The sequence below is a fragment of the Actinoallomurus soli genome (genome assembly GCF_024055715.1).
GTDB lineage: Bacteria > Actinomycetota > Actinomycetes > Streptosporangiales > Streptosporangiaceae > Actinoallomurus > Actinoallomurus soli.
The window spans coordinates 432,272-456,946 of record NZ_JAMXMV010000005.1; the positions used below are offsets into that span (position 1 = coordinate 432,272).

General features: G+C 72.7%; 24 protein-coding genes. 12 read left to right on the forward strand and 12 right to left on the reverse strand.

What is annotated here, in order from left to right; translation table 11 throughout:
* Positions 1-17: 17 nt before the first annotated feature.
* The 3 genes from NDW01_RS16245 to NDW01_RS16255 all read left to right on the forward strand — a co-directional run bounded on the left by NDW01_RS16245 (position 18) and on the right by NDW01_RS16255 (position 2,409).
* Positions 18-392, forward strand: a complete 375-nt coding sequence (locus NDW01_RS16245) for an NUDIX hydrolase (RefSeq protein WP_252821364.1) — start codon at positions 18-20, stop codon at positions 390-392.
* A complete protein-coding gene (locus NDW01_RS16250; protein WP_252821366.1) occupies positions 389-1,900 on the forward strand; it encodes a glycosyltransferase family 2 protein in 1,512 nt (503 codons plus the stop codon). Before NDW01_RS16245 ends, NDW01_RS16250 begins: the two co-directional genes overlap by 4 nt.
* Positions 1,901-1,962: 62 nt before the next feature.
* Positions 1,963-2,409 (forward strand): hypothetical protein, encoded by a 447-nt coding sequence (locus NDW01_RS16255; RefSeq protein WP_252821368.1) that lies wholly within the window; start codon positions 1,963-1,965, stop codon positions 2,407-2,409.
* A 72-nt stretch (positions 2,410-2,481) separates the two neighbouring features.
* On the opposite strand, the gene murA is transcribed toward NDW01_RS16255, so the two are convergent.
* Positions 2,482-3,789, reverse strand: coding sequence for a UDP-N-acetylglucosamine 1-carboxyvinyltransferase (murA, locus tag NDW01_RS16260; protein WP_252784958.1), 1,308 nt, complete (start codon positions 3,787-3,789; stop codon positions 2,482-2,484).
* Positions 3,790-3,881: 92 nt separating this feature from the next.
* Between murA and NDW01_RS16265 the strand changes: the two genes are divergently transcribed.
* The 3 genes from NDW01_RS16265 (at position 3,882) to NDW01_RS43830 (ending at position 5,850) form a co-directional block, all read left to right on the forward strand.
* Entirely contained in the window at positions 3,882-4,850 is a 969-nt protein-coding gene (locus NDW01_RS16265) for an LLM class F420-dependent oxidoreductase (RefSeq protein ID WP_252821370.1), read from the forward strand.
* A 308-nt stretch (positions 4,851-5,158) separates the two neighbouring features.
* Entirely contained in the window at positions 5,159-5,344 is a 186-nt protein-coding gene (locus NDW01_RS16270) for a hypothetical protein (RefSeq protein WP_252821372.1), read from the forward strand.
* A 68-nt stretch (positions 5,345-5,412) separates the two neighbouring features.
* Complete coding sequence (locus NDW01_RS43830) at positions 5,413-5,850, forward strand: HNH endonuclease (RefSeq protein WP_252784961.1); 438 nt, start codon at positions 5,413-5,415, stop codon at positions 5,848-5,850.
* Between the two features lie 2 nt (positions 5,851-5,852).
* Here the strand turns inward: NDW01_RS43830 and NDW01_RS16280 are convergent, their stop codons facing one another.
* Positions 5,853-6,254, reverse strand: a complete 402-nt coding sequence (locus NDW01_RS16280) for a nitroreductase family deazaflavin-dependent oxidoreductase (protein ID WP_252821374.1) — start codon at positions 6,252-6,254, stop codon at positions 5,853-5,855.
* A gap of 313 nt (positions 6,255-6,567) precedes the next feature.
* Positions 6,568-7,359 (reverse strand): class II aldolase/adducin family protein, encoded by a 792-nt coding sequence (locus NDW01_RS16285; RefSeq protein WP_252821376.1) that lies wholly within the window; start codon positions 7,357-7,359, stop codon positions 6,568-6,570.
* A gap of 108 nt (positions 7,360-7,467) precedes the next feature.
* Here NDW01_RS16285 and NDW01_RS16290 point away from each other — a divergent pair, with 108 nt between their 5' ends.
* Positions 7,468-8,553, forward strand: a complete 1,086-nt coding sequence (locus tag NDW01_RS16290; protein WP_252821378.1) for a PucR family transcriptional regulator — start codon at positions 7,468-7,470, stop codon at positions 8,551-8,553.
* A 125-nt stretch (positions 8,554-8,678) separates the two neighbouring features.
* On the opposite strand, the gene NDW01_RS16295 is transcribed toward NDW01_RS16290, so the two are convergent.
* The 3 genes from NDW01_RS16295 to NDW01_RS16305 all read right to left on the reverse strand — a co-directional run bounded on the left by NDW01_RS16295 (position 8,679) and on the right by NDW01_RS16305 (position 11,995).
* Positions 8,679-9,470: a LysE family translocator gene (locus NDW01_RS16295; protein WP_252821380.1), complete on the reverse strand. Its 792-nt coding sequence runs from the start codon at positions 9,468-9,470 to the stop codon at positions 8,679-8,681.
* A 161-nt stretch (positions 9,471-9,631) separates the two neighbouring features.
* Positions 9,632-11,041 (reverse strand): aldehyde dehydrogenase family protein, encoded by a 1,410-nt coding sequence (locus NDW01_RS16300; RefSeq protein ID WP_252821381.1) that lies wholly within the window; start codon positions 11,039-11,041, stop codon positions 9,632-9,634.
* A gap of 69 nt (positions 11,042-11,110) precedes the next feature.
* Positions 11,111-11,995 carry an NEW3 domain-containing protein gene (locus NDW01_RS16305; RefSeq protein ID WP_252821384.1) on the reverse strand — a complete coding sequence of 295 codons (885 nt, stop codon included), beginning with the start codon at positions 11,993-11,995 and terminating at the stop codon, positions 11,111-11,113.
* Between the two features lie 208 nt (positions 11,996-12,203).
* Between NDW01_RS16305 and NDW01_RS16310 the strand changes: the two genes are divergently transcribed.
* Both NDW01_RS16310 and NDW01_RS16315 read left to right on the forward strand, forming a co-directional pair.
* Positions 12,204-13,667, forward strand: coding sequence for an alpha/beta hydrolase (locus NDW01_RS16310; RefSeq protein ID WP_252821386.1), 1,464 nt, complete (start codon positions 12,204-12,206; stop codon positions 13,665-13,667).
* A 253-nt stretch (positions 13,668-13,920) separates the two neighbouring features.
* Positions 13,921-14,988 (forward strand): alpha/beta hydrolase, encoded by a 1,068-nt coding sequence (locus NDW01_RS16315; protein ID WP_252821388.1) that lies wholly within the window; start codon positions 13,921-13,923, stop codon positions 14,986-14,988.
* Positions 14,989-15,045: 57 nt separating this feature from the next.
* Here NDW01_RS16315 and NDW01_RS16320 read toward each other — a convergent pair whose 3' ends face one another.
* The 3 genes from NDW01_RS16320 to NDW01_RS16330 all read right to left on the reverse strand — a co-directional run bounded on the left by NDW01_RS16320 (position 15,046) and on the right by NDW01_RS16330 (position 17,588).
* On the reverse strand, positions 15,046-15,828 hold the full coding sequence (locus tag NDW01_RS16320) for a hypothetical protein (protein ID WP_252821391.1): 783 nt from the start codon (positions 15,826-15,828) through the stop codon (positions 15,046-15,048).
* Positions 15,825-16,544: a hypothetical protein gene (locus tag NDW01_RS16325; RefSeq protein ID WP_252821393.1), complete on the reverse strand. Its 720-nt coding sequence runs from the start codon at positions 16,542-16,544 to the stop codon at positions 15,825-15,827. The genes NDW01_RS16320 and NDW01_RS16325 overlap by 4 nt, the downstream gene beginning before the upstream one ends.
* Positions 16,545-16,685: 141 nt before the next feature.
* The gene (locus tag NDW01_RS16330; RefSeq protein WP_252821395.1) at positions 16,686-17,588 is read right to left on the reverse strand and encodes a CDP-alcohol phosphatidyltransferase family protein; all 903 of its coding nucleotides are present in this window, start codon (positions 17,586-17,588) and stop codon (positions 16,686-16,688) included.
* Between the two features lie 251 nt (positions 17,589-17,839).
* Between NDW01_RS16330 and NDW01_RS16335 the strand changes: the two genes are divergently transcribed.
* Positions 17,840-19,261 carry an NAD-dependent succinate-semialdehyde dehydrogenase gene (locus NDW01_RS16335; protein WP_252821397.1) on the forward strand — a complete coding sequence of 474 codons (1,422 nt, stop codon included), beginning with the start codon at positions 17,840-17,842 and terminating at the stop codon, positions 19,259-19,261.
* Between the two features lie 43 nt (positions 19,262-19,304).
* Here the strand turns inward: NDW01_RS16335 and NDW01_RS16340 are convergent, their stop codons facing one another.
* From NDW01_RS16340 to NDW01_RS16350, 3 genes are all read right to left on the reverse strand, one after another.
* A complete protein-coding gene (locus tag NDW01_RS16340) occupies positions 19,305-20,360 on the reverse strand; it encodes an ABC transporter substrate-binding protein (protein ID WP_252821399.1) in 1,056 nt (351 codons plus the stop codon).
* An 87-nt stretch (positions 20,361-20,447) separates the two neighbouring features.
* On the reverse strand, positions 20,448-21,296 hold the full coding sequence (locus NDW01_RS16345; protein WP_252821401.1) for an ABC transporter permease: 849 nt from the start codon (positions 21,294-21,296) through the stop codon (positions 20,448-20,450).
* Positions 21,286-22,131 carry an ABC transporter ATP-binding protein gene (locus NDW01_RS16350; RefSeq protein WP_252784975.1) on the reverse strand — a complete coding sequence of 282 codons (846 nt, stop codon included), beginning with the start codon at positions 22,129-22,131 and terminating at the stop codon, positions 21,286-21,288. Before NDW01_RS16350 ends, NDW01_RS16345 begins: the two co-directional genes overlap by 11 nt.
* Before the next feature lie 157 nt (positions 22,132-22,288).
* Between NDW01_RS16350 and NDW01_RS16355 the strand changes: the two genes are divergently transcribed.
* Positions 22,289-23,881: a sensor histidine kinase gene (locus tag NDW01_RS16355; protein ID WP_252821403.1), complete on the forward strand. Its 1,593-nt coding sequence runs from the start codon at positions 22,289-22,291 to the stop codon at positions 23,879-23,881.
* Positions 23,878-24,537 (forward strand): response regulator, encoded by a 660-nt coding sequence (locus NDW01_RS16360; protein ID WP_252821405.1) that lies wholly within the window; start codon positions 23,878-23,880, stop codon positions 24,535-24,537. The genes NDW01_RS16355 and NDW01_RS16360 overlap by 4 nt, the downstream gene beginning before the upstream one ends.
* Positions 24,538-24,675: the final 138 nt, after the last annotated feature.

Sequence of the window (24,675 nt, forward strand, 5' to 3'; positions counted from 1 at the left end):
CCTGGCAGGATGGGCCCGTGCTCGATGTCGTGGGATGGGTCCATATGTCGCAGGGACGGCTGCTGGCCGTCCGCGCCCGTGCCCGGGACCGGCTCTACCTGCCCGGAGGCAAGCGCGAGCCGGGGGAGGACGACTGGACCGCGCTGTCCCGTGAGGTGCGCGAGGAACTCGGCGTCCGGCTCGACCGGCGCACCTTCCGGTCACTCGGGGTGGTCGAGGCGCCCGCGCACGACCAGCCGCCGGGGACCCGCGTCCGGATGGCCTGTTACACCGCCGACTACCAGGGCGACCTGGCCGCCACCGGAGAGGTCGACGAGTGGCTCTACGTCGACCCCGGAGACGAGCACCTGCTCGCTCCGGCGGTGCGCGCCGCGCTGGAGCTGACGCGGTGAAGGTCAGCGTGATCGTGCCGGTGTTCAACACCGGCGACGCCCTGTCCCGGTGCGTCGAGTCGGTCCTCGGCCAGACGCTCGGCGACTACGAGGTGATCTTCGCCGACGACGGGTCGGACGACGGCACCGAGAGGCGCCTCGACGAACTGGCCGCCGGACACGACCACGTCCGGGTCATCCACCTCCCGCCCAGCGGCGGCCCCGGCGGCCCGCGCAACGCCGGGATCGACGCGGCCCACGGCGACTACGTCTACTTCCTGGACGACGACGACTGGCTGGGCCCCGAGGCGCTCGAGCGCATGCACGCGATGGCGGTTCGCAACGACGCCGACATCGTGATCGGCAAGATGGTCGGCCACGGCCGCACGGTGCCCCGCGCGATGTTCCGGCGGTCCCGTGACCGCGCCGACGTGCTGGGCGACGCGCTGTACGGCATCCTCACGCCGCACAAGCTGTTCCGCCGGGCGTTCCTCGACGCGCACCGGATCCGGTTCCCGGAGGGGCCGGTGCGGCTGGAGGACCACCGGTTCGTCCTGAAGGCGTACTTCCGGGCCGGCGTCATCTCGGTGCTCGCCGACTATCCGTGCTGTCACTGGGTGCGGCGCCCCGGCAGCTACTCCCGCAACCTGCCCGACCCCGCGCACTACTACGGCGCGTTGCGGGAGGTCCTGGACATCGTCGACGAGCACGTCGAGCCCGGTCCCGACCGCGAGCGGTACTACACGCACTGGTACCGCGGGAAGATCCTCAAACGGCTCGGGGAGAACAGCTTCCTGGACGCTCCGCCGGACTATCGCCGCGCCGTCTACGACGAGGCCCGGCGGCTGGTGACCGAGCGCTTCGGCGAGGGCGTCGACCGGTCGCTGCCGCTCCGGATGCGCGCCCGAGCCGCCCTGCTGCGCGCCGACGCGTACGACGACCTGTTCGCCCTCGTCGAGGCCGAACGCGGCGTCACCCTCGCCACGGCCGTGGACGGCCTGCGCTGGGAGGACACGCGGCTGGTCGTGCGCTTCACCGCCCGTCTCGTCCACGCCGACGGCACGCCGTTCGCCGTACGCGACGGCCGGTGGCGGCCGCCCGTGCCGCTGTCGCTCCCCGCCGGGGTGCTCGACGCCGACGGCGAGGGACGCCGCCTCGACCTCTACATCCGGCGCCGGGCCGACTCGGCCGACCACCTCCTGCCGGTGACGGTCGAGTCGTCCGAGCCGTTCGCGATGTCCGGCGAGGCCGTGGTCGACCCCGCCGCCGGCCCGGACCTGACGCCCGGCGTCTGGGACTTCGTCGCGCGGCTGGACACCGGCGGATGGACCGTGGAGCGTCGCCTGGAAGGCGGCGAGAGCATCGACCGCCGGGGTCGCCTGGCGCCGTACCGCACGGAGAACGGCAGGCTGAGCGTCCGCGTCCGGGCGGCCGAGGACGTCCGCGCCGGCGCCCAGGGGACCCTGCTGCGGCGTGCGATCAAGAAGATCCCCGGTGCCCGGCAGGCCGTGCGCCGCCTGCGCGCCTGATCTGGAGCGATTCCGCCGCTCGGCGGGCGCGGCACCGTGCGCTGTTGTATCGTCTCGTGATCATGACGAGATCGGTGCGAGTGTTCGCGGCGGCCGGTGCGGTGGCCGCCCTGCTGCTGAGCGGGGCGTGCTCGGGCGCCAAGCCCAAGGCCGCGGCGGCGGACTCCGGGAAGGTCGTCACGACCCCGGTCGTCCTGCTCAAGAAGTACGACGCCGCATCGGGTGCCCTGGAGTACCAGGGCACGAAGAAGGTCCAGGAACCCGACGACGCCATCGAGCCGACCGGTCCCGTGCAGACCGCCACCGTCGCGAAGGACGCCACCGTCCTCAGCGCCGTGAACATCTGTTCCGGCGACGACGCGACCGTGGACGACAAGACCGGTGTCGGCGTCAAGCGCTGCACGCTGCAGCAGCTCGAGGCCGCCATCAAGGACGGCGCGCAGGTCGACGCCTACCTGACCATGAAAGGCCGCACCGTCACGAAGGTCGCCGAGGTCTACCACCCCTGAGCGAGGTCCGCGGTCCATGAGACGACGGCCGCCGCGGAGCCGTGGCCCCGCGACGGCCGCCGGCCCGGGCGCTCAGACGGCGACGGTCTCCAGCTTGAGGCCAAGGGACGCGAACTGCTCGGCCGGGCGGTGGTAACCCCGCTCGATGTGGTGGACGCCGCGCAGCGTGGACGTTCCGTCGGCCACGGACGCCGCCAGGACGGCCGAGAACCCGGCGCGCACGTCGGGCATGGTGACGTCGGCGCCGGTCAGCTTGGACACCCCGCGCACGACCGCCGAGTGCACCGAGTTGCTGTCGTGGAACCGGCACGCGGGGCCGCCGAGGCAGGCGTTGAAGACCTCGATCTCACACCCCATCTTCTTCAGCGCCGGGACGTACACGAGGCGGTTCTCGAACACCGTCTCGTGCAGCACCGACATGCCCTCGGCCTGGGTGAACAGCACCATGAGCGGCTGCTGCCAGTCGGTCATGTAGCCCGGGTGGGTGTCGGTGTGCACGGCGGCCGGGCGCAGCCCGTCCGGAGCGGACGCGGTGATCCACTCATCGGTGATCTCGAACCGGGCGCCCATCCGGGCGAGCGTGGTGATCGCGGTGACGAGGCGGTCCTGCGAGCAGCCGTGCACGCGGACCTCACCGCGGGTGATGAGGCCCGCGACGAGGTAGGAGAACGCCTCCAGGCGGTCCCCGGCGAGCCGCGTCGACGCGCCCTTCAGCCGGTCGACGCCCTCGATCACGATGCGGCGGTCCGGGCTCAGCTCGATGTGCGCGCCCATGCGCTGCAGGAACAGCGCCAGCTCGACGACCTCGGGCTCCATCGCGGCGCCGCGCAGCACCGTCTTGCCCTCGGCCAGCACCGCGGTCATCAGGACGGTCTCGGTCGCGCCGACGCTGGGGTACGGCAGGTCGATGCGCGCGCCGTACAGCCGGCTCGCGCGGGCGGCGATGCCGGTGTCGCCGACCTCCACCTCCGCGCCCATCGCGCGCAGGGCGTCGACGTGGAAGTCCACGGGCCGGCGGCCGATCGGGTCACCGCCCACCAGCGGCACGAACGCCTCTCCGGTCAGGTGGAGCAGCGGGCCGACCATGAGGATGGGAATGCGGTTGAGCCCGGTGAACGCCCTCGGCACGCGCGGCTCGGTCACCGCTCCCGGCGAGACCGTGATGTCGGGGCCGTTGCGTTCGACGGTGTGCCCCAGGGCCTCCAGCATCGCACCGGTGATCTCCACGTCGCCCACCTCGGGGGCGTTGCGGATCGTGCTGTCGCCCTCGGCGAGCATCGCCGCCACCATGTGCTTGGTGACGGCGTTCTTCGATCCGCGCACGTGGATGTCGCCGCGCAGCGGTCCGGACGGTTCTACCTTCCATGCCTCTTCAGCCACGGCGACCACTGTACGGGGCATCCGCACCGCGGCCGCGCCGCCCACCCCCGCCGCGGCGCCGTGTCGCCCGGCGGTCTGCTTCCATGAACGCCATGGACACGAGCGTGGTTATCGGAGACTGGCCCGACCGCCCGCCGGAGGAGGCCCTGCACACGGCGTCGATCGCCGACCGGTTGCGGTTCGGGGAGCTGTGGATCGGCGAGACCGACACCTGGGACGCGTTCGCGCTGGCGTCGGCGATCGGCCTGGCCACGGACCGGATCGAGATGACGGTCGGCCCCCTGCCGGTGGCCGTCCGCGACCCGGTGATGATCGCGATGGGGGCGGCCTCGGTCGCCGCCCTCACGCGCAGGCGGATCGGGGTGGCGCTGGGCACGTCGAGCCCGCGGGTGGTCGAGCAGTGGCACGGCCGTTCGGGGGAGCGTGCGGCTACGGCCCTGGAGGAGAGCGCGCGGGCCGTCCGCGGCCTGCTGGCGGGGAAGCGGGCCGACCTGGACGGTGAGGTCGTACGGACCCGCGGCTTCCGGCTCAGGCTGTCGCCGCCGGGCGGACCGCTCAGCGTGGCGGGCTTCGACGACCGGGCCGTGCGCACGGCGGCCGGGCACGCGGACCGGATGGTGGTCGACATGGCGGCCCCGGAGGTCGCCGCCGGCCTGCGGGCGAAGCTGGACGAGGCGGCGGACGGTGCCGGGCGCCGCGCGCCCCGGCTGGTCGCGCGGCTTCCGGCGGCCGTCGACCCGACGCCCGAGTCGTACGCGCAGTTGATGTGGAGCATCGTCCCGTACCTCGGGCTGCCCGGGTACGCCGAGGCGTTCGCCGGCGCGGGGCTGGGCGACGCGGTGGAGATGGCACGGAAGGGCGCGGAGCCGAAGGAACTGCTGACCGCTCTGCCCTTCGACGTCGCGGCCCGGGTCGGGCTGGTGGGCACCGCCGACGAGGTGCGGGCGCGCCTGCGGGAGTACGCCGACGCGGGGGTGGACGAGGTCGCGGTCGTCCCCGCGACGGGCGGCGACCCGGGAGGCGAGCGCACGCTCACCGCGATCCGGGACCTCGTCCGGTAACCGGCCGCGTACGGGTCCGGCCATCACCGATGCGGCCGCGCACGCCTGCGCGGGCGGCCGCATCGGCGGCCGGCGCGCCGCCGAGCGAGCGGCGGGAGCGTGTGTCGGCGGTCGGCGCGGCCGCGACTGAAGCGGCCGGAGGGTCGCCGGCGGAGCGGCCGGAGGGCCCCGGCGGAGCTGCCGGAGGGTGTGACCGATATGCCCATTGCCGCCGGCCGCATCCCGTGGGATATTCCGAAAAAGGCGTTGCCCGCGGTGCGACGGTTGATTCATGCTATTCCCGATTCCGGGGAAGAAAGGGGGAGAGGATGCACGACCTCATCGAGTCGGCGGACGAGACGCCGAGCGACGCGCCGGCCGCGCACACCCCGCCGGAGCGGCGCTCACGCATGTCCACCGAGGTTCTGGCCTGCGGTGACCCGGCCGAGTACGGCCCGGCCCGGCACCGCAGACACGATCGAATAGCCGACGGAGACCACCGTCGGGGCGAATGACGCCCTGACACGACGTCGGCCGCCTCCGGACCTCCGGGAGCGGCCTTTTCATTCGATAGGGGATTTCGGTGAACGTACTCGTGCTCAACGCGTCGTACGAGCCGCTCCAGAAGGTCGACGTGCGGCACGCCGTGCGGATGCTCGTACGCGGCGTCGCGGTGGTCGAGGAGGCGGTGGAGGGCCGGCGGATCGGTCACTTCCCGTTACCGCGGGTGCTGCGGCTCGTCCGCTACGTCGCCATGCGGTGGCGGCACGGCCATCGGCCGGCGTGGGGCAAGCGGGGGCTCCGGCGCCGCGACCGCGGGCTGTGCGCCTACTGCGGCGGGCGCGGGAACACGGTGGACCATGTCTTCCCGCAGTCGCGCGGCGGCGGGTCGACCTGGGAGAACACCGTCCTGGCGTGCGGTCCCTGCAACAACCGCAAACGGGACCGCACGCCGGAGGAGGCGGGAATGCGGCTGCTGGTCGAGCCGCGCGTCCCCCTGTGGAGTGAACTCCTGCCGTGAGCTCAGACGCGTTCGAGCACGACGACGGGGATCTCCCGTGAGGTCTTCTGCTGGTACTCGTCGTACGCCGGCCAGGTGGCGGCCATCTTCCGCCACAGCTCGGGCTTCTCCTCCGGGGTGGCCGTGCGGGCGCGCGCGGTGAACCTGTCACCGCGCACCTGCACGGTCACCTCCGGGTCGGCCTGGAGGTTGAGGTACCAGAGCGGCGGCTCGTCCGCGCCGCCCTTCGACGCGACGACGAGGTAGTCGTCGCCGTTCTTCTGGTAGATCAGCGGGGTCGTACGCTTCTGGCCGCTCTTGCGACCGGTGGTCGTCAGGAGAAGCGTGATCGTGCCCTGCCAGTCGTGGCCCTCGGCCCCGTCGGTCTCGACGTAGCGCCGCACGTGTTCTTCGCCGAACAGCATCCAGGTCACCTCTTCCGGTCGTATCCCTATGAGGCTGAATCGGATCACCCGTGCGGATATTCCGGTGGCGTGTGGGACGTCAGGGGCGTGCCGTCGGGAGGGACGGTGGGACAGTGCCGCACCGTCCCTCCCCGGCAGGCCGCGGTCGCGGAGCCGGATCGCAAGGGGATCACTGGAAGGACACCGGCGTGCGTGCGACCGGGGGCAGAGGCGAACTTAGCGCCGCGAGGGCCTTCCGGGAAGGGAAACGGGCCTGACAGTACATTGCAGCCCGCGTCAGCGCCGCGGGGAGGCCCTTCAGGACGGCCGATCGTCACTCGAACAGATCGGGCTGCTCACGGACGATCTGGTCGTACAGCGGCTGGTAATTGATCCACGCCACCAGGTCGTTGCCGAGCTGGTCGTGGGTGAGCTTGGCGTTCTCCTCGGAGATGTGCACCACCCGGCCGGCGGCCTTGGCGAGCAGCTGGACCTGGCAGGAGCGCTCCATCGTGATGAACCACCAGGCGGCGGCATCGACCGTGTCCCCGACCGTGAGCAGGCCGTGGTTGCGCAGGATCACGGCCTTACGGTCGCCGAGGGTGGTGGCGATGCGGCGGCCCTCCTCCAGGTCGGTCACCACGCCGGTGTAGTCGTCGAACAGGGCGTGGTCCTCGTAGAACGCGCACACGTCCTGCGTGATCGGCTCCAGCAGCTCGCCGAGGGCCGAGATCGCCCGGCCGTGGACGGAGTGGCTGTGCGCGGCGGCCACGACGTCGGGCCGCGCCTGGTGGATCTGGGAGTGGATGGCGAACGCCGCCTCGTTGACGGGGTAGCGGCCCTGGACGACCTTGCCCTCGTGGTCGACGAGGATGAGGTCGCTCACCCGGATGTGCTTGAACGACATCCCGAACGGGTTCACCCAGAAGTGGTCGGTCAGCTCGGGGTCGCGTGCGGTGATGTGCCCGGCGACGCCCTCCTCGAAGCCGAACTTGCCGAACAGGCGCAGCGCCGCCGCGAGCCGCTCCTTGCGGTGCCGCCGCTCCTCCTCGACCGTCTCGAAGGTCGGCGGCAGGTTGAAGATCAGCTCTTGCGGGGGCAGTTTGTCCAGGAACTCGTCTGCCATGGGTTGACTCCTTCGTGGTTCGTCTCCTAATACCAAACCTGATCGGAAGACGCCTCGCCTAGCCGCGCCGGCGCCAAGCATGCTTGCGGTGATTATCCGAAGGGGCCAATGGACCGGTTCAGCGAGCTGTTGAGAGACGACGACGGAGCGATCGCGGACGCCGCCGTGCGGGCCGCGCGGGTGCACTCGCCCCCGGTCGCCGCCCTCCCGGAGGACGAGGTCCGCCGGCACGTACGTGCGGTGGTGCGGGCCGCGATCGGCGCGATCACGGCGGGGGGAGAGCTGGCCGAGGCGGACCTGCGGGCCGCCGGGCGGCTCGGCGCGGACCGCGCCCGTCAGGGCGTGCCGGTCGCGGCGCTCCTCGACGGTTTCCAGGCCGCACGGGCCCTGATCGTGCGTACGCTCGTCGAGCGCGGCCGCGCCGCCGGGCTGCCCGCCGACGACCTCCTCGAGGGGATGATCCGGATCGACGCGGTCGCCACGGCGCTGGAGCACCGCATGGTCCACGCCTACCGGATCGCCGAGATGGAGATGGCGCGGACGACCCGCGACGCGCACGCCCAGGTGCTGCGGCGGGTCCTGCACGGCGAGGGCGGCGACCTCGCGCCGCTCGACGCCGCGCGCCCGTACCACTGCCTGACCGGCGACGTCGCCGACCCGCGGACGGCCGCGTCACTGGAGCGCCGGCTGACCGGCGGGCTGTGCGGGCTGGTCGACGGCCGCCTCGCCGCGCTCGTGCCCCGGTTGCCGGACCTGCCGGCCGGCACGCCGCTGCTCGTCGCGTCCCCGGCGGTGCCGTTGGCCGACATCCCCTCGATGTACCCGCTCTGCCGGGCGGCGCTGCGCGCGGTCGAAGGGGAGCAGGGCCTGCACCGGCTGCCGGACCTCGCCCTCGCGGTGGTGACCTCGGGCGCGCCGGACCTCGGGCGGCTGCTGGCCGACGGCCTCCTCGACCGGCTGGACCCGGCGGACGACTTCCACCGGCAGCTCGCCGAGACCGCCTTGGCCTACCTGGACAACGACAAGCGGATCGAGCCCACGGCCGGGGCACTGCACGTCCACCCGAACACCGTGAAGTACCGCGTGCGGCGGTTCGGCGACATCACCGGCCGCTGCCTGGCGCCGCCGACGGGTGCGGCGGTCGCCCACTCCGCCCACTGGTGGTGGGCGCTGCGCACCTGGCTGGCACGTTGACGGCCCGGACCGGCGGCGTTCGGTGGCGGACCGGCTCGGTGCTTCGGCGGCCCGGTCAGGCGCGTTCGGCGGACCGGCGGGAGGGCCGCCGGGGGAGGGCCGCCCGGGACTCGTCGGCGCGGTTGCTAACGGTCGCCCTCGAAGGCGACCGCGGCACTGATGGCGAGCAGCGCGAAGCCGGCCAGGCCGTCGAGCACCCGGCGGGCCGTGCCGCCGCGCAGCACCCGGGAGATCGGGCCGATCGCGAGTGAGAACGTCCGCCACCACACGACCGCGACGGCGAGGAAGATGACGGCCAGGGTCGCGGTGGTGCGCAGCCGGGGTTCGTCGTGCGCCACGAACTGCGGCAGCAGGGTCAGGAAGAGCAGCGCGATCTTCGGGTTGAGCAGGTTGGTGATCAGCCCCTGCCGGAAGACCGCCCCGCCGGTGAGGAGGGACGCGGACCGCACACCGTCCGCCCTCCCGGGCGTCGCCTCCGGGACAGGCTCCGCCGGAACCCGCTCCGCCGCCGTCGTCACCGGGTTCGCCGGAACCGCCGTCTCGGCGATCGCGGTCCCGGGAACCGCCGCCTCCGGAACGACGGTCGTCGCCGGAAGGGAGCCGTCCTCCGCCTCCCCGACGGTGTCGACGGACATGAGGGCCGAGATCAACATCCGGACGCCCAGATAGGCGAGATACGCGGCACCGGCCAGCTTGACCACCGTGTACGCGGTCGCCGACGCGGCGAGGATCGCGGACAGCCCGAGCACCGCCGCCGTCGCGTGGATCGAGATGCCCAGGCAGCAGCCCAGCCCGGTCAGCCAGGCCGCACGGCTGCCGGCGCTCAGGCCGTTGCGCACGACGAGGAGCATGTCGGGACCGGGGGTCACGGTGAGGAGCGCGACGACGCCCAGGAAGGGGAACAACAGTTCGGGCACGCGCTCATCGTAGGCGGTCGGGTCAGCCCGGATTCGGCGATTTTCCCCTCTTCGCGGCGAACTTGACGAACCTGAGATGACCCGACGGCGCCCGTACGCGCGGGCCGTTCCGGGCACGGGACCACGCGCCGCGTGCCCCGGCGGCCGTACCGGAGGCGCGGTCAGCGCTTGGCGCGGTGCACGACCTGGATCTCGGTGAATCCGGTGAGGCCCCACGTGCCGTTCTCCACTCCGATGCCGCTCCACTTGAAACCGCCGAACGGCTGGTGCGGCGCGAGGGCCAGGTGCGTGTTCACCCAGGCCGTGCCGCACTCCAGGCGTTCGGCGACCTCGGCGGCCCGGTCGGCGTCGGTGCCCCAGACGGAGCCGGACAGGCCGAAGTCGGTGGCGTTCGCGCGGGCGATCGCGTCCTCGACGTCGGTGTACCGCAGCACGGGCAGGGCCGGCCCGAACTGCTCCTCGTCGACGATCCGCACGCCCTCGGCGACGTCCGTGAGGATGGTCGGCGCGAAGAAGTAGCCGGGACCGTCGATCGGCGCGCCGCCGGCCGCGGCCCGCGCCCCGTGCGCGAGCGCGTCGGCCACCAGTTCCCGGACCCGCTCGTACTGGGGCCGGTTGTTGACCGGGCCGTACTGGACGCCCTCTTCAAGGCCGTTCCCCACCTTCACGGACCGCGCCTTCGCGGCGAGGGCCTCGACGACGTCGTCGTAGAGCCGGTCCGGGACGTACACCCGCTTGATGGCCGAGCACACCTGGCCGTTGTTGGCGAAGGCCTGGTCGAAGACCCTGCCCGCCACCACGGCGGGGTCGGCGTCGTCGAGCACGATCGCGGGGTCGTTGCCGCCGAGCTCCAGGGTCGTCCGCTTGAGGTCCGGGGCCGCCGCGGCGGCGACCTTCTTGCCCGTCGCGATCGACCCCGTGAAGCTGATCTTGCGGGGTACCGGGTGGGAGGTCATCCACGCGCCGAGGTCGTCGCCGCCGCTGATGACGTTGAGCACGCCCGGCGGGAGGACCTCGCGCAGCAGCTCGCCGACCTTCAGCGTCGCCAGCGGGGTGTACGGGGACGGCTTGAGAACGATGGTGTTGCCGGCCAGCAGTGCCGGGGCGATCTTCCACGCGGCGAGGATGAGCGGGAAGTTCCACGGCGTGATCGCCGCGACGACGCCGAGCGGGCGGCGCACGACCTCGACCTTCGCCCGGTCGTCGTCCTGGATGACCTCGCGGGGGATCTCCAGGTCGGCGAAGTGCTGGAGCCAGATGGCGGCGCCCATGATCTCGATCCGGGCGTCCTGGAGGGGTTTGCCCTGCTCTGCCGTCAGGGTCTCGGCGAGGTCACCGCCGGCCGCGGCCATGAGCACGTCGGCCGCGGCCTTCAGCGCCGTGCGCCGGGCGGCCTCGTCGGACCGCCATGCCGGGTACGCCGTGGCGGCCGCGTCGAACGCCGCGTCGAGCTGGGCGCGCGAGCAGTCCGGCGCGGCGGCGTGCGGCGACCCGGTCGCCGGGTTGATCACGTCGAACGCGGCCGTGGTCTCCACGGCCGCGCCTTCGATCGTCATGGTGAATTCGGGCACCGGTACCTCCTGGGAAGCCAAACCGAATCGCGTTCAGTCTGGCCCCAGGAGGTCCGTCTTGGCCAGAACCTACCGACGCCCGTTGACCACGACGCGGATGGACGTCATGGGGCCGGGGATGGTCAGCACCCCGACCATTCCGCGCGACCAGGCGGTCAGCCGCACGGTCCCGGGCTGCCCCTGCACGACCATCGGCACGAGGACGGCCGCGCTGTGCCCCGGTTCGAGCGCGCCGAGGTCACAGCCCAGGTACTCGCCGCGGCGCAGGCAGCCCTGCCCCTCGCGGGCCGACCATCCGGCCGGGATGGCGGCCACCAGCTGCGCGTGCTCGAGCGGCCGGTTGCCGGTGTTGGTGAGCGTCCAGCGCACCGTCTGCAGCTCGCCGGGCGAGACCTCCCAGTGCGCGGCCTGGCCGGTGAGGTGCATCGAGTAGCCCGACCGGCCCGGCTGCGGCTGCGGCTGCGGGTCGGCGGGCCGGATCCGCGCCGGATGCCCGGCCGCCGGCCGGGTCTCCTGCGTCTCGCCCGACCGGACGTTGACGTTCTGCTCGCCGGGGCGGTCGGGGCGTGGATCGGTCCGCCGCGCGCGGACGGCGGTGTGCGCGAGAGGCCGGGCCTGCTGAGCCTGTACGTGGGCGGCGGGCGGTGCCGCCTGCTGTGCGTGCCGGGCCTCGACGCGGGCGGGTCGCACCGCCTGCCGCGCGTGCTGGGCCTGCAGGTGGGCGGCGGGCGGTGCCGCCTGCCGTGCGTGTTCGGCCTGCGCGTGGGCGGCGGGCTGCACGGCCGGCCGCGCCGGCTCGCGCTGTGGGTCGGCGGGCCGGGCGTGCGCGGCGTTCTGCGCGCCGGGCCGTTCCGGCTGCGGATGCGCCGTCCGAGCGTGCGCCGCGGCCTGGGCCTGCGGCGCGAGGCCGAGCAGGCCGGTGCCGATGAGTGCGGTGATCGCGTAAGAGCGCATGACGTCCCCCCTGGTGGTGATCAGCGCAGACGCTAGTTGCGAGCCTCTCGGGCGATGTGGCGACCGCGCGGGACTTGGCCCAGTCCTGGCGTGGTCCCGGTGATCGATTGACGTCGCCGCCGCCACGCCGTGGCCACCAGAGGCCAGAACGGCGCCGACCGGTGCGTCGGGGATGTTCCTCGGCGCGGTCGATCGTCAGAATCCGCACATGCGATCACGACTACTCGTCACCGCGGTCGTCGCCACCGCCGTGGCCGCGATCGGCGGGCCGGCCGCCGCGGACGGCATCCCGTCACCGGCGACCGGCGGCGCCGCGCGCCCCGCCGGGGCCTCGGCCGTATCCGGCCGGCCTCGGCTGGCCGACCCGCATCCCTGCCCGGACCAGCCCGGCTTCACCTGTTCCACCCTGCGGGTCCCCCTCGACCACCGCGGCGAGGTGCCCGGCACGCTCGACCTCCAGGTCGCCACCGCGGACAACGCGGGCGCGCCGAAGGGCGTCCTGCTGTTCCTCACCGGCGGCCCCGGGCAGCCCGGCGTGCCGTACATCTCCCGGATCGCCACGCAGCGGCTGCCGGAGCTGGCCGAGGACTATCGGTTCGTCATGCTGGACCAGCGCGGCACCGGGGAGTTCGGCGCGATCGACTGCCCGCAGCTGCAGGCCCAGGTCGGCAGCTCCGACATCGCCGCGCCCACTCCCGCCGCCATCCAGGAGTGCTCGCGGATCCTCGGCGACCGGCGCGGTCTCTACAGCACTAAGCAGACCGTCGCCGACTACGAGGCGCTCCGCCGGGCGCTGGGCGTGGACAAGATGGTCGTCGACGGCGTCTCGTACGGCACGTTCACCGCGGCCCGCTACGCCGTCGCCCACCCGGCGCACGTCCGCAAGGTCGTCCTCGACTCGGTCCTGCCACACGTCGACCCGCAGGCCGACGACGGCCTCTACTTCACCGGTCTGCACGCTCAGGCGCGGGTGCTGCGCGACGCCTGCGCGAACGGGCCCGCCTGCGCGTCCGACCCCGCCGCGGACCTGGCCTGGGTGGTCCGTCACCGCACGGCCGCCGACGGGGTCAAGATCTTCGACGCGATCGTGTCCTACGAGTTCCTCGACCCGACCTACCGTGACCCGAACCCGCCCGGCCTGCCCGCCGGACACGGCGACCTCGTCGGCGCGCTGCACGCCGCGCGGCAGGGCGACCCGGCCCGGCTCGACACGATCATCGCCGACATGGCGCCGGGCGGGGACCCCGTCGCCTCGTACAGCTCGGGGCTGCACATCGACACGTTCTGCTCCGACAGCGTGTTCCCGTGGGGCCGGTCCGACGCGCCACTGGCGAGCCGGCGGGCGAGGCTCGACCGGACGCTGCGGCACACCGACCCGCGCCGCGTGTGGCCGTACACGCTCGCGACGTCGGCGGGCAACGGGTTCACCCAGGAGTGCCTGCGCTGGTCCTCGCGCCCGGCCGCCGAGCCGCCGGCCCGCCTGCCCGACGTCCCGGTGCTGCTGCTGAACGGCGACCACGACCTGTCCACGCCGCTCGAGTGGGCGTACGAGGAGGCGACCCACGCGCCGGACGGCAGGGTCGTCGTCGTCAAGGGCGCCTCGCACTCGATCCAGAACCGCGAGCGCGGCCACGCGGGACGGGACGCGGTCATCGCCTTCCTCACCCACTGACGGCACGCGGCGAGCCCCGGGGCCGGGCGGCGCGTCCGCCCGGCCCCGGGGACGTACGGAGCGGACCGCCGGCCGCGCGCCGCCCGAACGGGCCATGAGCGGATCAAGGGCGGACCAAGAGCGAGCCAAGGAGGGGCTGAGGGGGTGAACATCGCCCGAAAAGAGGATGAACCAGGAGGCGAGGCCGCGGTCCCCCGCTTAGCCTCGGCCTGCTCACGTCAACGGTTCTTCGGGGGACTATTTCATGGGACTGATGGGCCGGCCGATTCTCGTCGCGGCCATCCTCCTCGCCGCCGCGGGACCGGTGGCCTGCCTGTACCTGTGGAACCGCGTGAAGGGACGGCTCGCGATCGCGGTCCGCCTGTTCATGATCGTGATGTGTCAGGCGTTCGCGCTGCTCGTCGGCGGAGTGGGCCTGAACCAGTACTTCGAGTTCTACGCCTCATGGAGCGACCTGTTCGGCGGCGGCAAGGGCGGAGGGACCCCGATCGAGCAGGTCGGCGCGGGAGGTCCGGGCGGCCAGGTGCGCTTCGAACGGACACGGAACCTGGATCCGGACGTCTACACCGCGACGGTCACCGGCGAACACTCCGGCATACGCTCCCGCATCCTGGTCTGGGTGCCACCCGGCTACGGTTCGGCCGCCAACGCCCATCAGACCTATCCCGTCGTGGAACTCCTGCCGGGCTACCCCGGCACCCCCTCGACCTGGTTCCACGCCGTGCACGGCGCCACCGCCCTCAAGGAGGCCATGGCCTCCGGGCACGCGCATCCCTTCATCCTCGTCGCGCCGGTGACGACGGTCGTGCACGGCCGCGACACCGAGTGCGTGGACTTCCCCGGCGGGCCCCGCGTCGAGACCTGGCTCACCGACGACGTGCGCCAGGCGGTGACGCAGGCGTTCCGCGTCCAGGCGGACCGGAGCGCCTGGGGGATCCTCGGGTTCTCCACCGGCGGCTACTGCGCGGCCAAGATGGTGATCCGCCGGCCCGACCTGTTCAGCGCGGCCGTCACCATGCAGGGGGACGCCGTGCCGCAGACGCCGGAGGTCCGCCGCGACCACGCGCTGTTCGCCCAGAACTCGGTGCTCGACCTGCTGCGCACGCGCCGCCCGCCGGTGAGCCTGCTCCTGGCGGGCACCCGGCAGGACCGCGAGTCCGATAAGGCGATCAACCAGATCATGCCGCTGGTACGGCCGCCGACGACCGCCTTCCTGTACGTCCTGCCCAAGGGCGGCCATAACGCCTCCGTCTGGAACTCGATGCTGCCCCAGGCGTACGCCTGGCTGAGCGCCCGTCTGTCCGCTCCGCGCCCTTCGTGACGCGGAACGGCGGGCGCCCGGAGGCGCCCGCCGTTCCGCATGGTCCGCCCGGCGGCGTCAGAGCGACGTGAGGCGATCGAGCAGATCGCCGTAGGCGCGCAGCGCCATCCGCAGGCGCTCGGTGTCCGCGTCGTCGCCGTTCCAGCGCTCCCGCAGGTCGCGCTGCTGATCCTCCAGAGCGGTGGTGATCGCGGTCACGGCCTCTTCGCACAGGGCGCCGGCCTGCTTCACCGCGTCGCGCGGGTCGTCGACGAAGCCGGCCTTGACCTCACGCCACCGCGATCCGAACCGGTCCGCGTCGTCCCGGCCGATCAGCCGCTCCGTGGCCGTCCCGCCCGCCACGGCGTCCCTGCCGGAGTCGTCCTCACGGCCGGCGGCCGTCCCGACTCCGGTGCCGGACTCGTATCCACGGCCCGTGGTGCCGATGTCGGTCCCGTTCTCACGGCCGGAGGTCCCGCCGTACGGGCCGGAGTCGTCCTCACGGTCGGCGGCGGTCCCGGCGTCCGGTGCCATCACCGAGCCCGTCGATGCCGACGATCCGCCAGGAGCGTACGGCCGAGCGGTGGCCGCGGGCCCGGCCGTACGCTCGCCCAGCGGGTCGGCCGGGCCGCCCGGCTCGACCTGGGACGCGCGGGCGCCGGTGCGGCCGGACTCGGTCGTGTCCCGCTGTTCGTCCTCGGTTCGGCTCGACAGGATGATCTTGTCCGGTCCCGGGTCGTGGTCCTCGGTGGCCGTCCGCCCGCGCCCCTCGTCGGCGCCGGTCATCGGCATGCCCGCGACCGGGCGGTCGCCGGGCAGGGGACGCGCGCGCTCATCGGTCCGGTCCTCGTAGTCCTTCATCGTCTCCGTCCCTCCGCGACCTCGGCGTCCCTGCGTGACTCGCCGGCCGTGACCGACTCACCGGCCTCACCGTCCTCTTCGGCCCGCCGGGACCGGATCGGCCCGCCGGCCCGCCGGGCGTCGGCGGCCTCGGTCCGCGCCTCGGTCCGGCGCGCGTCGGCGTGCTCGCGGGGGTCGAGCGACTCGCCGTCGCCGAGCAACTCGGCGAACAGGGCGCGGTAGTGGACCATCGCCTGGCGGAGGTCCTCGGTGCTCGCCCGCCCCGCGTCGGCGCGGCCGCGGATGTCGTGCGCCGTGCGGTAGCGGTCGATCGTGCCGGCGTGCTCGACGGACAGGTCCGCGACCTGCTGCTCGTAGTCCTCGGTGGGGTAGCCGCGGTCCTTCATCACCCGGACGAGGAGGTTGTCCGCCTCGGCCACGGCGCTCTGGGGGGAGTCGACGAAGTGCTCCTGCACCCGCTGCCAGTCCGCGCGGTACCGGTCGCGTACCGCCGGGTCGAGGGAGCGGAGCTCCAGTTCCCGGTGACGCTGTTCGCGGGCGCGCAGTTCCTGCTCGGCCTCGCGGGTGCTGTTATGACGTTCCACGGTGCGGTCGTATTCGGGCCCGAACCTCTCGCGCAGCCGGCGACGCTGCTGCTGCCGCCAGGCGAGGAAGCCCAGGGCCGCTACGACCAGAACCGCGACGACCACGATGACGGCCACTGTGGCGGTCGACATGATTGCCTCCGGTGGTGGGCTGTGATGAACGCCACGTGCCCGCAAAAAACTGGTCAAAACACAACGCCCGGGCCGGGGCCGCCGAAGAGCGGCCCCGGCCCGGGCGTCGTACCGGGCTTCAGGAAAGGCCGGATGAACCGGTCACGGAACCCGCGCGGGCTCGGGGTTCCCGCCCTTGATCTCCGCGAGGGCGCGGGTGAAGTCGCGGGAGGACAGCCACAGCTTGTACATGATGGCGAACTCGAACACGAGCAGCAGGGCGGCCGCCCCGATGGTGACGGGGATGATCTGGTTCACCAGCGGCGCGATGATGAACACCGCCATCTGGAACTCGATGCCGCTCACCAGGTGGGTGCGGACGCGGTGGTCGCGCAGCCAGTCGCGGACGCGGATGTACCAGGAGAAGCGCTCGCGGAACTCCTGCTGCAGGTCGATGACCTCGGCGGCGCGCGTCTTGATCTCGTCCGGGTCGAGCTCGGGGTCCTCACGCAGCAGGTCCTCGGCGAACACGGGCGTCTCGCCGGCGGTCGACTCCTCGACCGCCTTCTTCAGCTCCGCGCGCATCTGACGCCGGACCTTCGCCACCTGGAGGGCGTCGACGTAGCGGAGCATGTCAAGGAAGACGACCGCGACGCCGAGGAGGAGGTAGACCTCCTTGCCGGTGTGGTGGTACTCCCCCCACATCAGCGCGAGGGTGCAGGTGAGGACGCGGATGCGGTCGAAGACGTAGTCGAGCCAGCCGCCGAGCACCGTGCCGGTGCCCTTGAGCCGCGCGATCTTGCCGTCCATGCAGTCCAGCACGAAGCTGAAGTGGTACAGGACGGCGCCCAGGACCAGCCACTTCCAGTCCGCCGTGAGGAAACAGCCGGCCGAGCCGAGGCCGAGGAAGAGCGCGCCCCAGGTGATCTGGTTCGGCGTGATGGAGGTCCGGTTGGCGGTACCGACGACGAGCCGGCCGGCCAGAGGGTCCACGAGGAACACCGTCCACCAGGCGTCCCGGGCCTTGAAGGTCCGGGACTTCACCTCTTCCAGCGTGAACTTCATACGGTTGGCCCCTTGGTCACATTGAGGGCGGCCCGGAACCGGCCGGGCCTAAGGATCTTGGTTGGTACTCCGTGGGACGCTCCGTCGGATTGCCAGGTTTACCGCTTGTTTACGGAGATTTCGTGAAACGGCTGTCGGAGCCGTTCCGCGGGCGGTCGGGGAGAGCCGTCCGTGCCGGGGCGGACCTGCGGAGAGTCGCCGCCGAATCGGTGGGTAACGTGCGGAGCGAGAGGCACTGGGAGGCGAACAACATGGAGAACAGGCTCTTCATCGGCGGCACCTGGACGGCGGCGGAGACGTCCTTCGACGTCATCGATCCGTCGACCGGCGAGGTGTTCGCCTCGGTCGCGGACGCCGACGCGAACGCCGCGGTGCGCGCGCTCGACGCCGCGGCGGCCGCCCAGGCGTCCTGGGCGGCGACCGCTCCGCGCGAGCGTTCGGAGATCCTGCGCCGGGCGTACGAGCTGATGCACGAGCGCGCCGAGGAACTGGCCCGGCTCACGACGAGGGAGATGGGACGGCCGCTGGCCGAGTCGCTGGGGGAGGTCGTCTACGCCGCCGAGTTCCTGCGCTGGTTCGCCGAGGAGGCGGTCCGCGTGGGCGGTGAGTACCGTGTCGCGCCGGGCGGGGACTACCGCATCCTGACGACCCGGCAGCCGACCGGCCCGGCCTACCTCGTCACGCCGTGGAACTTCCCGCTGTCGATGGTCACCCGCAAGGTCGGACCGGCGATCGCCGCGGGCTGCACGATGATCATCAAGCCGGCCGAGGCGACGCCCCTGTCCGCGCTGGCCCTGGGCCGTCTGCTGGCCGACGCCGGTGTGCCCGAGGGCGTCCTGAGCGTGCTGCCGACGAACCGCGCGCCCGAGGTGACCGACGCCCTGGTCGCCGACGGCCGGCTGCGGCTGCTCTCGTTCACCGGTTCGACGCCCGTGGGCAAGAAGCTGATGGAGCAGGCCGCCGGCAAGGTGCTGCGGACGACGATGGAGCTGGGCGGGAACGCCCCGTTCCTCGTGTTCGACGACGCGGACCTGGACGCCGCGCTGAACGGCGCCGTGGTGGCCAAGATGCGCAACACCGGGGAGTCGTGCGTCGCGGCGAACCGGTTCATCGTCCACGAGGCCGTCGCCGAGGACTTCGCGGCGGGTCTCGCCGAGCGGCTCGGCGCCCTCCGGCTCGGGCCGGGCCTCGACCCGGAGACGGAGGTCGGCCCGCTGATCGACGAACGGGCGCGCGACCGTGTCGCCGGTCTGGTGTCCGACGCCCTCGAACGCGGCGCGACCCTCCGTACGGGCGGGAAGACGCCGGACGGGCCCGGCTGGTTCTACCCGCCGACCGTCCTGAGCGACGTGCCGGCGGACGCCCGCGTGATGCGCGAGGAGATCTTCGCCCCGGTCGCGCCGATCGCCGCCTTTTCGGATGAGGAGTCCATGATCGCGGCGGCGAACGACACCGAGGCGGGTCTGGTCGCCTACGCCTACACCCGCGATCTGAGCCGTGCGCTGCGGGTCTCGGAGGCGCTGGAGACCGGGATGGTCGGGATCAACCGCGGGCTCGTGTCCAACCCGGCGGCGCCGTTCGGCGGGGTCAAGGAGTCCGGGATCGGCCGCGAGGGCGGCTTCGAGGGCATCGACGACTACGTCGAGCTGAAGTACGTCGCCGTCGACCTGTGAGGACGGCGTGCGGGCCCCGGATAGCCCCGGGGCCCGCGTCCGGTCACTGCTTCGGCGCCTTGGAGACGTACTCGGTCGTGTAGGTCTTGGACAGGTCGACGCTGTCCTGCCTGCCCTTGACGTTCGGGGAGAACTGCGCGAGGACGTTCAGGACGTTCTTCGCCCCATCGGCGGGCATGACGCCGTCCGCGGTGAACATGCCGATGCTGTCCGCGACCGCCTTCTCGTACAGCTTGGGGTCCCCGCCGGCGTAGTCCGCCGGCATCTTGGCGGCGATCTCCGCCGGCTTGTGCGCCTTGATCCAGCCCAGCGTCTTGACGAACGCGTTGGCCAGCTTCTGCACGGTCGCGGCGTTGTTCTTGACGTAGTCGCAGTTCATGTAGAGGGAACTGGACGGGTACAGGCCGCCGAGCGCCGCCTTGGTGCCCGCCTCGGTCCGCATGTCGAGCAGGACCTTCCCCTGACCGGTGCTGGTGAGCTTGGCGACGGTCGGGTCCGTGGTCATGCCCGCGTCGATGCCGCCGTTGTTCAGGGTGGCGATGAACGTCTGGCCCGCGCCGGCCTTGACGGTCGTGTACCCGGAGGTCGGCACGCCGTTCTTGGTCGCGAGGTACTGCGTCAGGAAGTCGGTGGAGGAGCCGGGGCTGGTCACACCGAGCTTCTTGCCCTTGAAGTTCGCCGGGGACGTGATCTGCCCGGCCTTGCCGGCCGCGACGACCTCAACCTCGCCGGGGACGTCGGCGAACTGGACCACGCTCTCGATGCACTTGCCCTTGGTCTGCAGGTCGATCGTGTGGTCGTAGAACCCGACGACGCCCTGCACGTCGCCCGAGATCAGGACGTTCTCGGCCTGCGCGCCCGCCGGCTCGGTCAGCAGCTGCACGTCCAGGCCCTGCTCCTTGAAGTAGCCGAGCTGCTCGGTCAGCTTGGCGGGCAGGTAGATGACCTTGTCGATGCCGCCGACCATGATCTTCACGGTGCCGCCCTGCTTGCCCCCGCCGCTCCCACCGGACGCGGTGCGCGAGTCGCGGCAGGCGGCGAGGGACAGGGCGGTCGTGGCGGCGAGCGCCGCGGCGGCGATGCGGGTGGTCGTACGCATGTGAGCTCTCCTTGAGGCAGGTGAGGACGCCCGTCCGCGGTGGGGCGGACGGCGGGCGGGGAGGGAAAGGGGAGGTGGGGCGGAGGGTCAGATCCGCGCCTCGTTGGCGGCCACGGGCGGGCGCCAGCGCAGCAGACGGCGTTCGAGGAGGGTGAGCAGCCACTCGGCGAGCAGCGCGATCACCGTGATGATGATCATTCCGGCGTAGATGCCGGCCGAGTCGAACGTGCCCTGGGCGTGGTTGATCAGCAGGCCGAGGCCCTTGTCCGCGCCGCTGTACTCGCCGACGATCGCGCCGATGATGGCGAAGCCGAACGCCGAGTGCAGCGACGCGAGGATCCAGGACGTCGCGCTCGGGACGACGATCGTGCGCAGCACGGCCGTACGGCTCGCGCCGAGGATCCGCGCGTTGTTCACCAGGTTGCGGTCGACTTCGCGGGCGCCCTGGAAGGCGTTGAAGAACACCGCGAAGAACACCAGGATGAACGCGGTCGCGACCTTCGACGACATGCCGAGGCCGAACCAGATGACGAACAGGGACGCCAGGATGATGCGGGGGATCGCGTTGGCGGCCTTGATGAACGGCGCGCACACGTCGGACAGGAACCGGCTGCGGCCCAGGACGATGCCCAGCACCACGCCGCCGACGCTGCCCAGCACGAACCCGATCAGGGCCTCTTCCAGCGTGTAGGCGATCTGCGTCCAGATCGACCCCTGCGACGTTCCGGTCGTGAACCAGTCGACGAGCCGGTCCCAGATCGCGCTGGGCTTGGAGTAGTAGAACGGGTCGATCCAGTACGTCGCCGCCAGCTCCCACGAGCCCAGCACGGCGACGACCAGCAGGACCCGGACGGCGTTCACGGTGAACGCCCGCCGGCGGCCCGCGGCGCGGGCCTGGGCGACGGCGGTCGCGTGGTCGTCCAGCTCAAGCAGCATTGCCGGCACTCCTCTCACGGGTGATCTGGACCTCTTCGCGCAGCGACTCCCACACCTCGCGGTAGATCTCGAGGAACTCGGGCGTGAGCCGGATCTCCTCGGCGTCGCGCGGCCGCTTCAGCGGCACGTCGAAGGACGCCTTGACGGTGGCGGGGCCGGCGGTCATCACCACCACCCGGTCGCCGAGCACGACGGCCTCTTCCAGGTCGTGCGTGACGAAGACGACGGCCGCGCCGCCGCCCTTCCCGAGAGGGTCGTCGCCGGCCCACAGGCGGAGCAGCTCGTCCTGCATGAGTCCGCGGGTCTGCACGTCCAGGGCGGAGAACGGCTCGTCCATCAGCAGGATGGACGGCTCGTTGACCAGCGTCTGGGCGAGGGCGACGCGCTTGCGCATGCCGCCCGAGAGCTGGTGCGGGTAGTAGGACTCGAAACCGCCCAGGCCCACCCGGCCGACCCAGTCGCGCGCCCGCTCCCGGGCCTCCCGCTTGGCGACGCCGCGGTACCGGGGACCGGCGGCGACGTTGTCGAGGACCGTGCGCCAGGGCAGTACGGCGTCGTTCTGGAACATGTACCCGACCCCGGCGGGGATGCCGTCGACCGGCCGCCCGTGCACGAGGACCTCACCGGCCGAGGGAGGCTCGAGGCCCGAGACGAGGGACAGGGTCGTCGACTTCCCGCATCCGGTCGGGCCGACCACGGCGACGAACTCACCGGCGCGCACGGCCAGGTCGAGGTTCCGGACGGCGGTGTGCACTCCACCCGACGAGGAGCGGAAACGCTTGGTCGCGTCGCGGAGCTCGATCGCGGGGCCGTCAGGCTCTGCTTGCGTTGGCATGCCCGGAGGTTACGAGTGCGTTTCCCCACGGTTAAGCCTTGCTCGCGATGTAATCGCAAGCCGTGTTTCCGGTGGTTAACGACCTTAGCGACCTTTATCGCATTGTGCTCACCTGATTCGGCGGCGGCAGGGCTGCCTGGGGCTAGGGTGCACGTTGATGTCCCCCCGTATCCGGATCCGGTTCGCGCACCAGGTGCTGATCCTGCAGATCAGCGTCGTGGTGCTCGTTGCCCTGACCGGGTACGCCCTGGCCGCCTGGATGCAGCGCGACGAACTGCGCAACCAGTACGCCTGGCGGGCCCTCACCGTGGCCCGCTCGGTCGCCGCCGACCCCGTCATCGGCGACACCGCGGCGACCGGCGCCGACCCGGACGGCGTCGTGGAGAGCCGGGCCGAGCGGGTCCGGCTGGCCACCGGCGCGCTGTTCGTCGTCGTCACCGACCGGAACGGCATCCGCCTCTCCCACCCGAACCGCGCGCTCATCGGCAAGCGGGTCAGCACCGACCCCTCGGCCCCGCTGTCCGGCCGGGAGGTGAAGGTGATCGAGCGCGGCACCCTCGGCCTGTCCGCGCGCGGGAAGGTCCCGCTGCACGACCACCGCGGGGCGCTCGTCGGCGAGGTCAGCGTGGGCTTCGACGCCGGGGAGATCGACCGGCGGGTGCACCGCACGATGGCCGTCGCGGCCCTGTTCGCCGCGGCCGCCGTCGCGCTGGGCGTGCTCGCGTCGTTCGCGATCGGGCGCCGGCTCAAACGCCAGACCCTCGGCCTGGAACCGTACGAACTGGCCGAGCTGGTCCAGGAACGCGCCGCGGTCCTGCACGGCATCAACGAGGGCGTGCTCGCGGTGGACGCCGCCAACCGGGTCACCGCCTGCAACGCCGAGGCGGCGCGGCTGCTGGGCGTCACCCCGGACCGCGGCGAGCCGGTCGCCGGGCTGCCCGTACGCGGCCGGCTGAGGTCGGTGCTCGACGGCGAGGAGGAGGCGCACAACCTGTTCGTCGTCGCCGGCGAGCGTGTCCTGGTCGTCAACCGGCGGGAGGTCCGGCACGACGGGCGCCTGCTCGGCACCGTGATCACCCTGCGGGACCGTACGGACGTCGAGTCCCTGGCCCGGGAGCTCGACGCCGTCCGCGCGCTGTTCGACGCGCTGCGCGCGCAACGGCACGAGTACGCCAACCGGATGCACACGCTCTCCGGGCTCCTCCGGCTCGGGCACTACGAGGAGGCGGCCGGCTACATCCAGACGGTCGCCGGGGTCCCGGCCGCCCGGGAGGCGCCGCCGGACGACGTCCCCGACCCGTACCTGCGGGCGTTCCTCGCCGCCAAGGCCGCCGTTGCGACGGAGCGGGGCGTCGCCCTGGAGATCGCCGGGACGAGCTGGGTGCCCGGCCGGGTCGTCGACCCCCTTGACGTGACCACGGTGCTCGGCAACCTCGTCGAGAACGCCATCGAGGCGGCGCGGCTCGGCACGTGCCGTCCGGCCCGGGTGGAGGTCGAGCTGCTCGGCGATGGCGCCGACCTCCACGTCACCGTCGCGGACTCGGGTGAGGGCGTGCCGGCGGACCTCCGGGAGGCCGTCTTCCGCGACGGGGTGTCCACCCGCCGGGCCGAGGACGGCCGGCCCCGCGGTCTCGGCCTCGCCCTCGCCCGGCAGGCGGCCCGCGCGCGCGGGGGCGACGTCACCATCGCCGAGCCCGATCCCGACGGCGGCGCCGTGTTCGTGGCGCGCCTCCCGGAGGTGTTGCAGTGATCGATGTGCTGGTCGTCGACGACGACTTCCGCGTGGCGCAGGTCCACGCCGGGTTCGTCGAGCTGGTCCCCGGCTTCCGCGTGGCCGGACGGGCGCACACCGCCGCGGACGCCAGGGCGGGCGCGGCCCGGGTCGACCTCGTGCTCCTCGACGTCTACCTGCCGGACGAGTCCGGGCTGTCCCTGCTGCCGGACCTCGAGGCCGACGTCATCATGGCCACCGCGGCGACCGACGCGGAGTCCGTCCGCACGGCGTTCTCCCGCGGCGCGCTGCACTACCTCATCAAGCCGTTCACCGCAGAGGAACTGGGGCAGCGGCTGCGGGCGTACGCCCGCTACCGGGAAAACCTCGCGGCGGCCGGTGAACTCGGCCAGGCCGACGTCGACCGCGCCGTTCGCGCCCTGCACACGGTGCCGCGTGCCGCGTGGCGTGCGGCCAAGGGCCAGTCGTCGGTCACCGCACGGCTCGTGGCCGAGGCGCTGCAGCGCGCCGGCGCGCCGCGGTCGGCCGCCGAGATCTCCGAGGAGGTGGGCATCTCCCGGGCCACCGCGCAGCGGTACCTGGCGTCGCTCGCCCAGTCCGGACGGGTCCAGGTGACCTTGCGGTACGGCAGCACCGGCCGCCCCGAGCACCAGTACACCTGGCCGGCCCGCTGACCCCGGCACGGCCGAGGACGCTCCGGCGGCTCCCGAGCCGGTCGCTTCGGCGCCGGCCACGGGATCGGGCGTGACGCGCCGAGGGGATATATGACGCCGGAAGGCCGCCCTCGACCGGAAAAAGGGGCGCTTTCCGAA

Bases quoted from the DNA above. Each gene is read 5' to 3' on its own strand.
- NDW01_RS16320 (WP_252821391.1), bottom strand. From the start codon at position 15,828: ATGAAGGACTACGAGGACCGGACCGATGAGCGCGCGCGTCCCCTGCCC.
- NDW01_RS16290 (WP_252821378.1), top strand. From the start codon at position 7,468: ATGGACCGGTTCAGCGAGCTGTTGAGAGACGACGACGGAGCGATCGCG.
- NDW01_RS16305 (WP_252821384.1), bottom strand. From the start codon at position 11,995: ATGCGCTCTTACGCGATCACCGCACTCATCGGCACCGGCCTGCTCGGC.
- NDW01_RS16280 (WP_252821374.1), bottom strand. From the start codon at position 6,254: ATGCTGTTCGGCGAAGAACACGTGCGGCGCTACGTCGAGACCGACGGG.
- NDW01_RS16350 (WP_252784975.1), bottom strand. From the start codon at position 22,131: ATGCCAACGCAAGCAGAGCCTGACGGCCCCGCGATCGAGCTCCGCGAC.
- NDW01_RS16355 (WP_252821403.1), top strand. From the start codon at position 22,289: ATGTCCCCCCGTATCCGGATCCGGTTCGCGCACCAGGTGCTGATCCTG.
- NDW01_RS16270 (WP_252821372.1), top strand. From the start codon at position 5,159: ATGCACGACCTCATCGAGTCGGCGGACGAGACGCCGAGCGACGCGCCG.
- NDW01_RS16315 (WP_252821388.1), top strand. From the start codon at position 13,921: ATGGGCCGGCCGATTCTCGTCGCGGCCATCCTCCTCGCCGCCGCGGGA.
- NDW01_RS16285 (WP_252821376.1), bottom strand. From the start codon at position 7,359: ATGGCAGACGAGTTCCTGGACAAACTGCCCCCGCAAGAGCTGATCTTC.
- NDW01_RS16335 (WP_252821397.1), top strand. From the start codon at position 17,840: ATGGAGAACAGGCTCTTCATCGGCGGCACCTGGACGGCGGCGGAGACG.
- NDW01_RS16310 (WP_252821386.1), top strand. From the start codon at position 12,204: ATGCGATCACGACTACTCGTCACCGCGGTCGTCGCCACCGCCGTGGCC.
- NDW01_RS16330 (WP_252821395.1), bottom strand. From the start codon at position 17,588: ATGAAGTTCACGCTGGAAGAGGTGAAGTCCCGGACCTTCAAGGCCCGG.
- NDW01_RS16325 (WP_252821393.1), bottom strand. From the start codon at position 16,544: ATGTCGACCGCCACAGTGGCCGTCATCGTGGTCGTCGCGGTTCTGGTC.
- NDW01_RS16255 (WP_252821368.1), top strand. From the start codon at position 1,963: ATGACGAGATCGGTGCGAGTGTTCGCGGCGGCCGGTGCGGTGGCCGCC.
- NDW01_RS16340 (WP_252821399.1), bottom strand. From the start codon at position 20,360: ATGCGTACGACCACCCGCATCGCCGCCGCGGCGCTCGCCGCCACGACC.
- NDW01_RS16265 (WP_252821370.1), top strand. From the start codon at position 3,882: ATGGACACGAGCGTGGTTATCGGAGACTGGCCCGACCGCCCGCCGGAG.
- NDW01_RS16345 (WP_252821401.1), bottom strand. From the start codon at position 21,296: ATGCTGCTTGAGCTGGACGACCACGCGACCGCCGTCGCCCAGGCCCGC.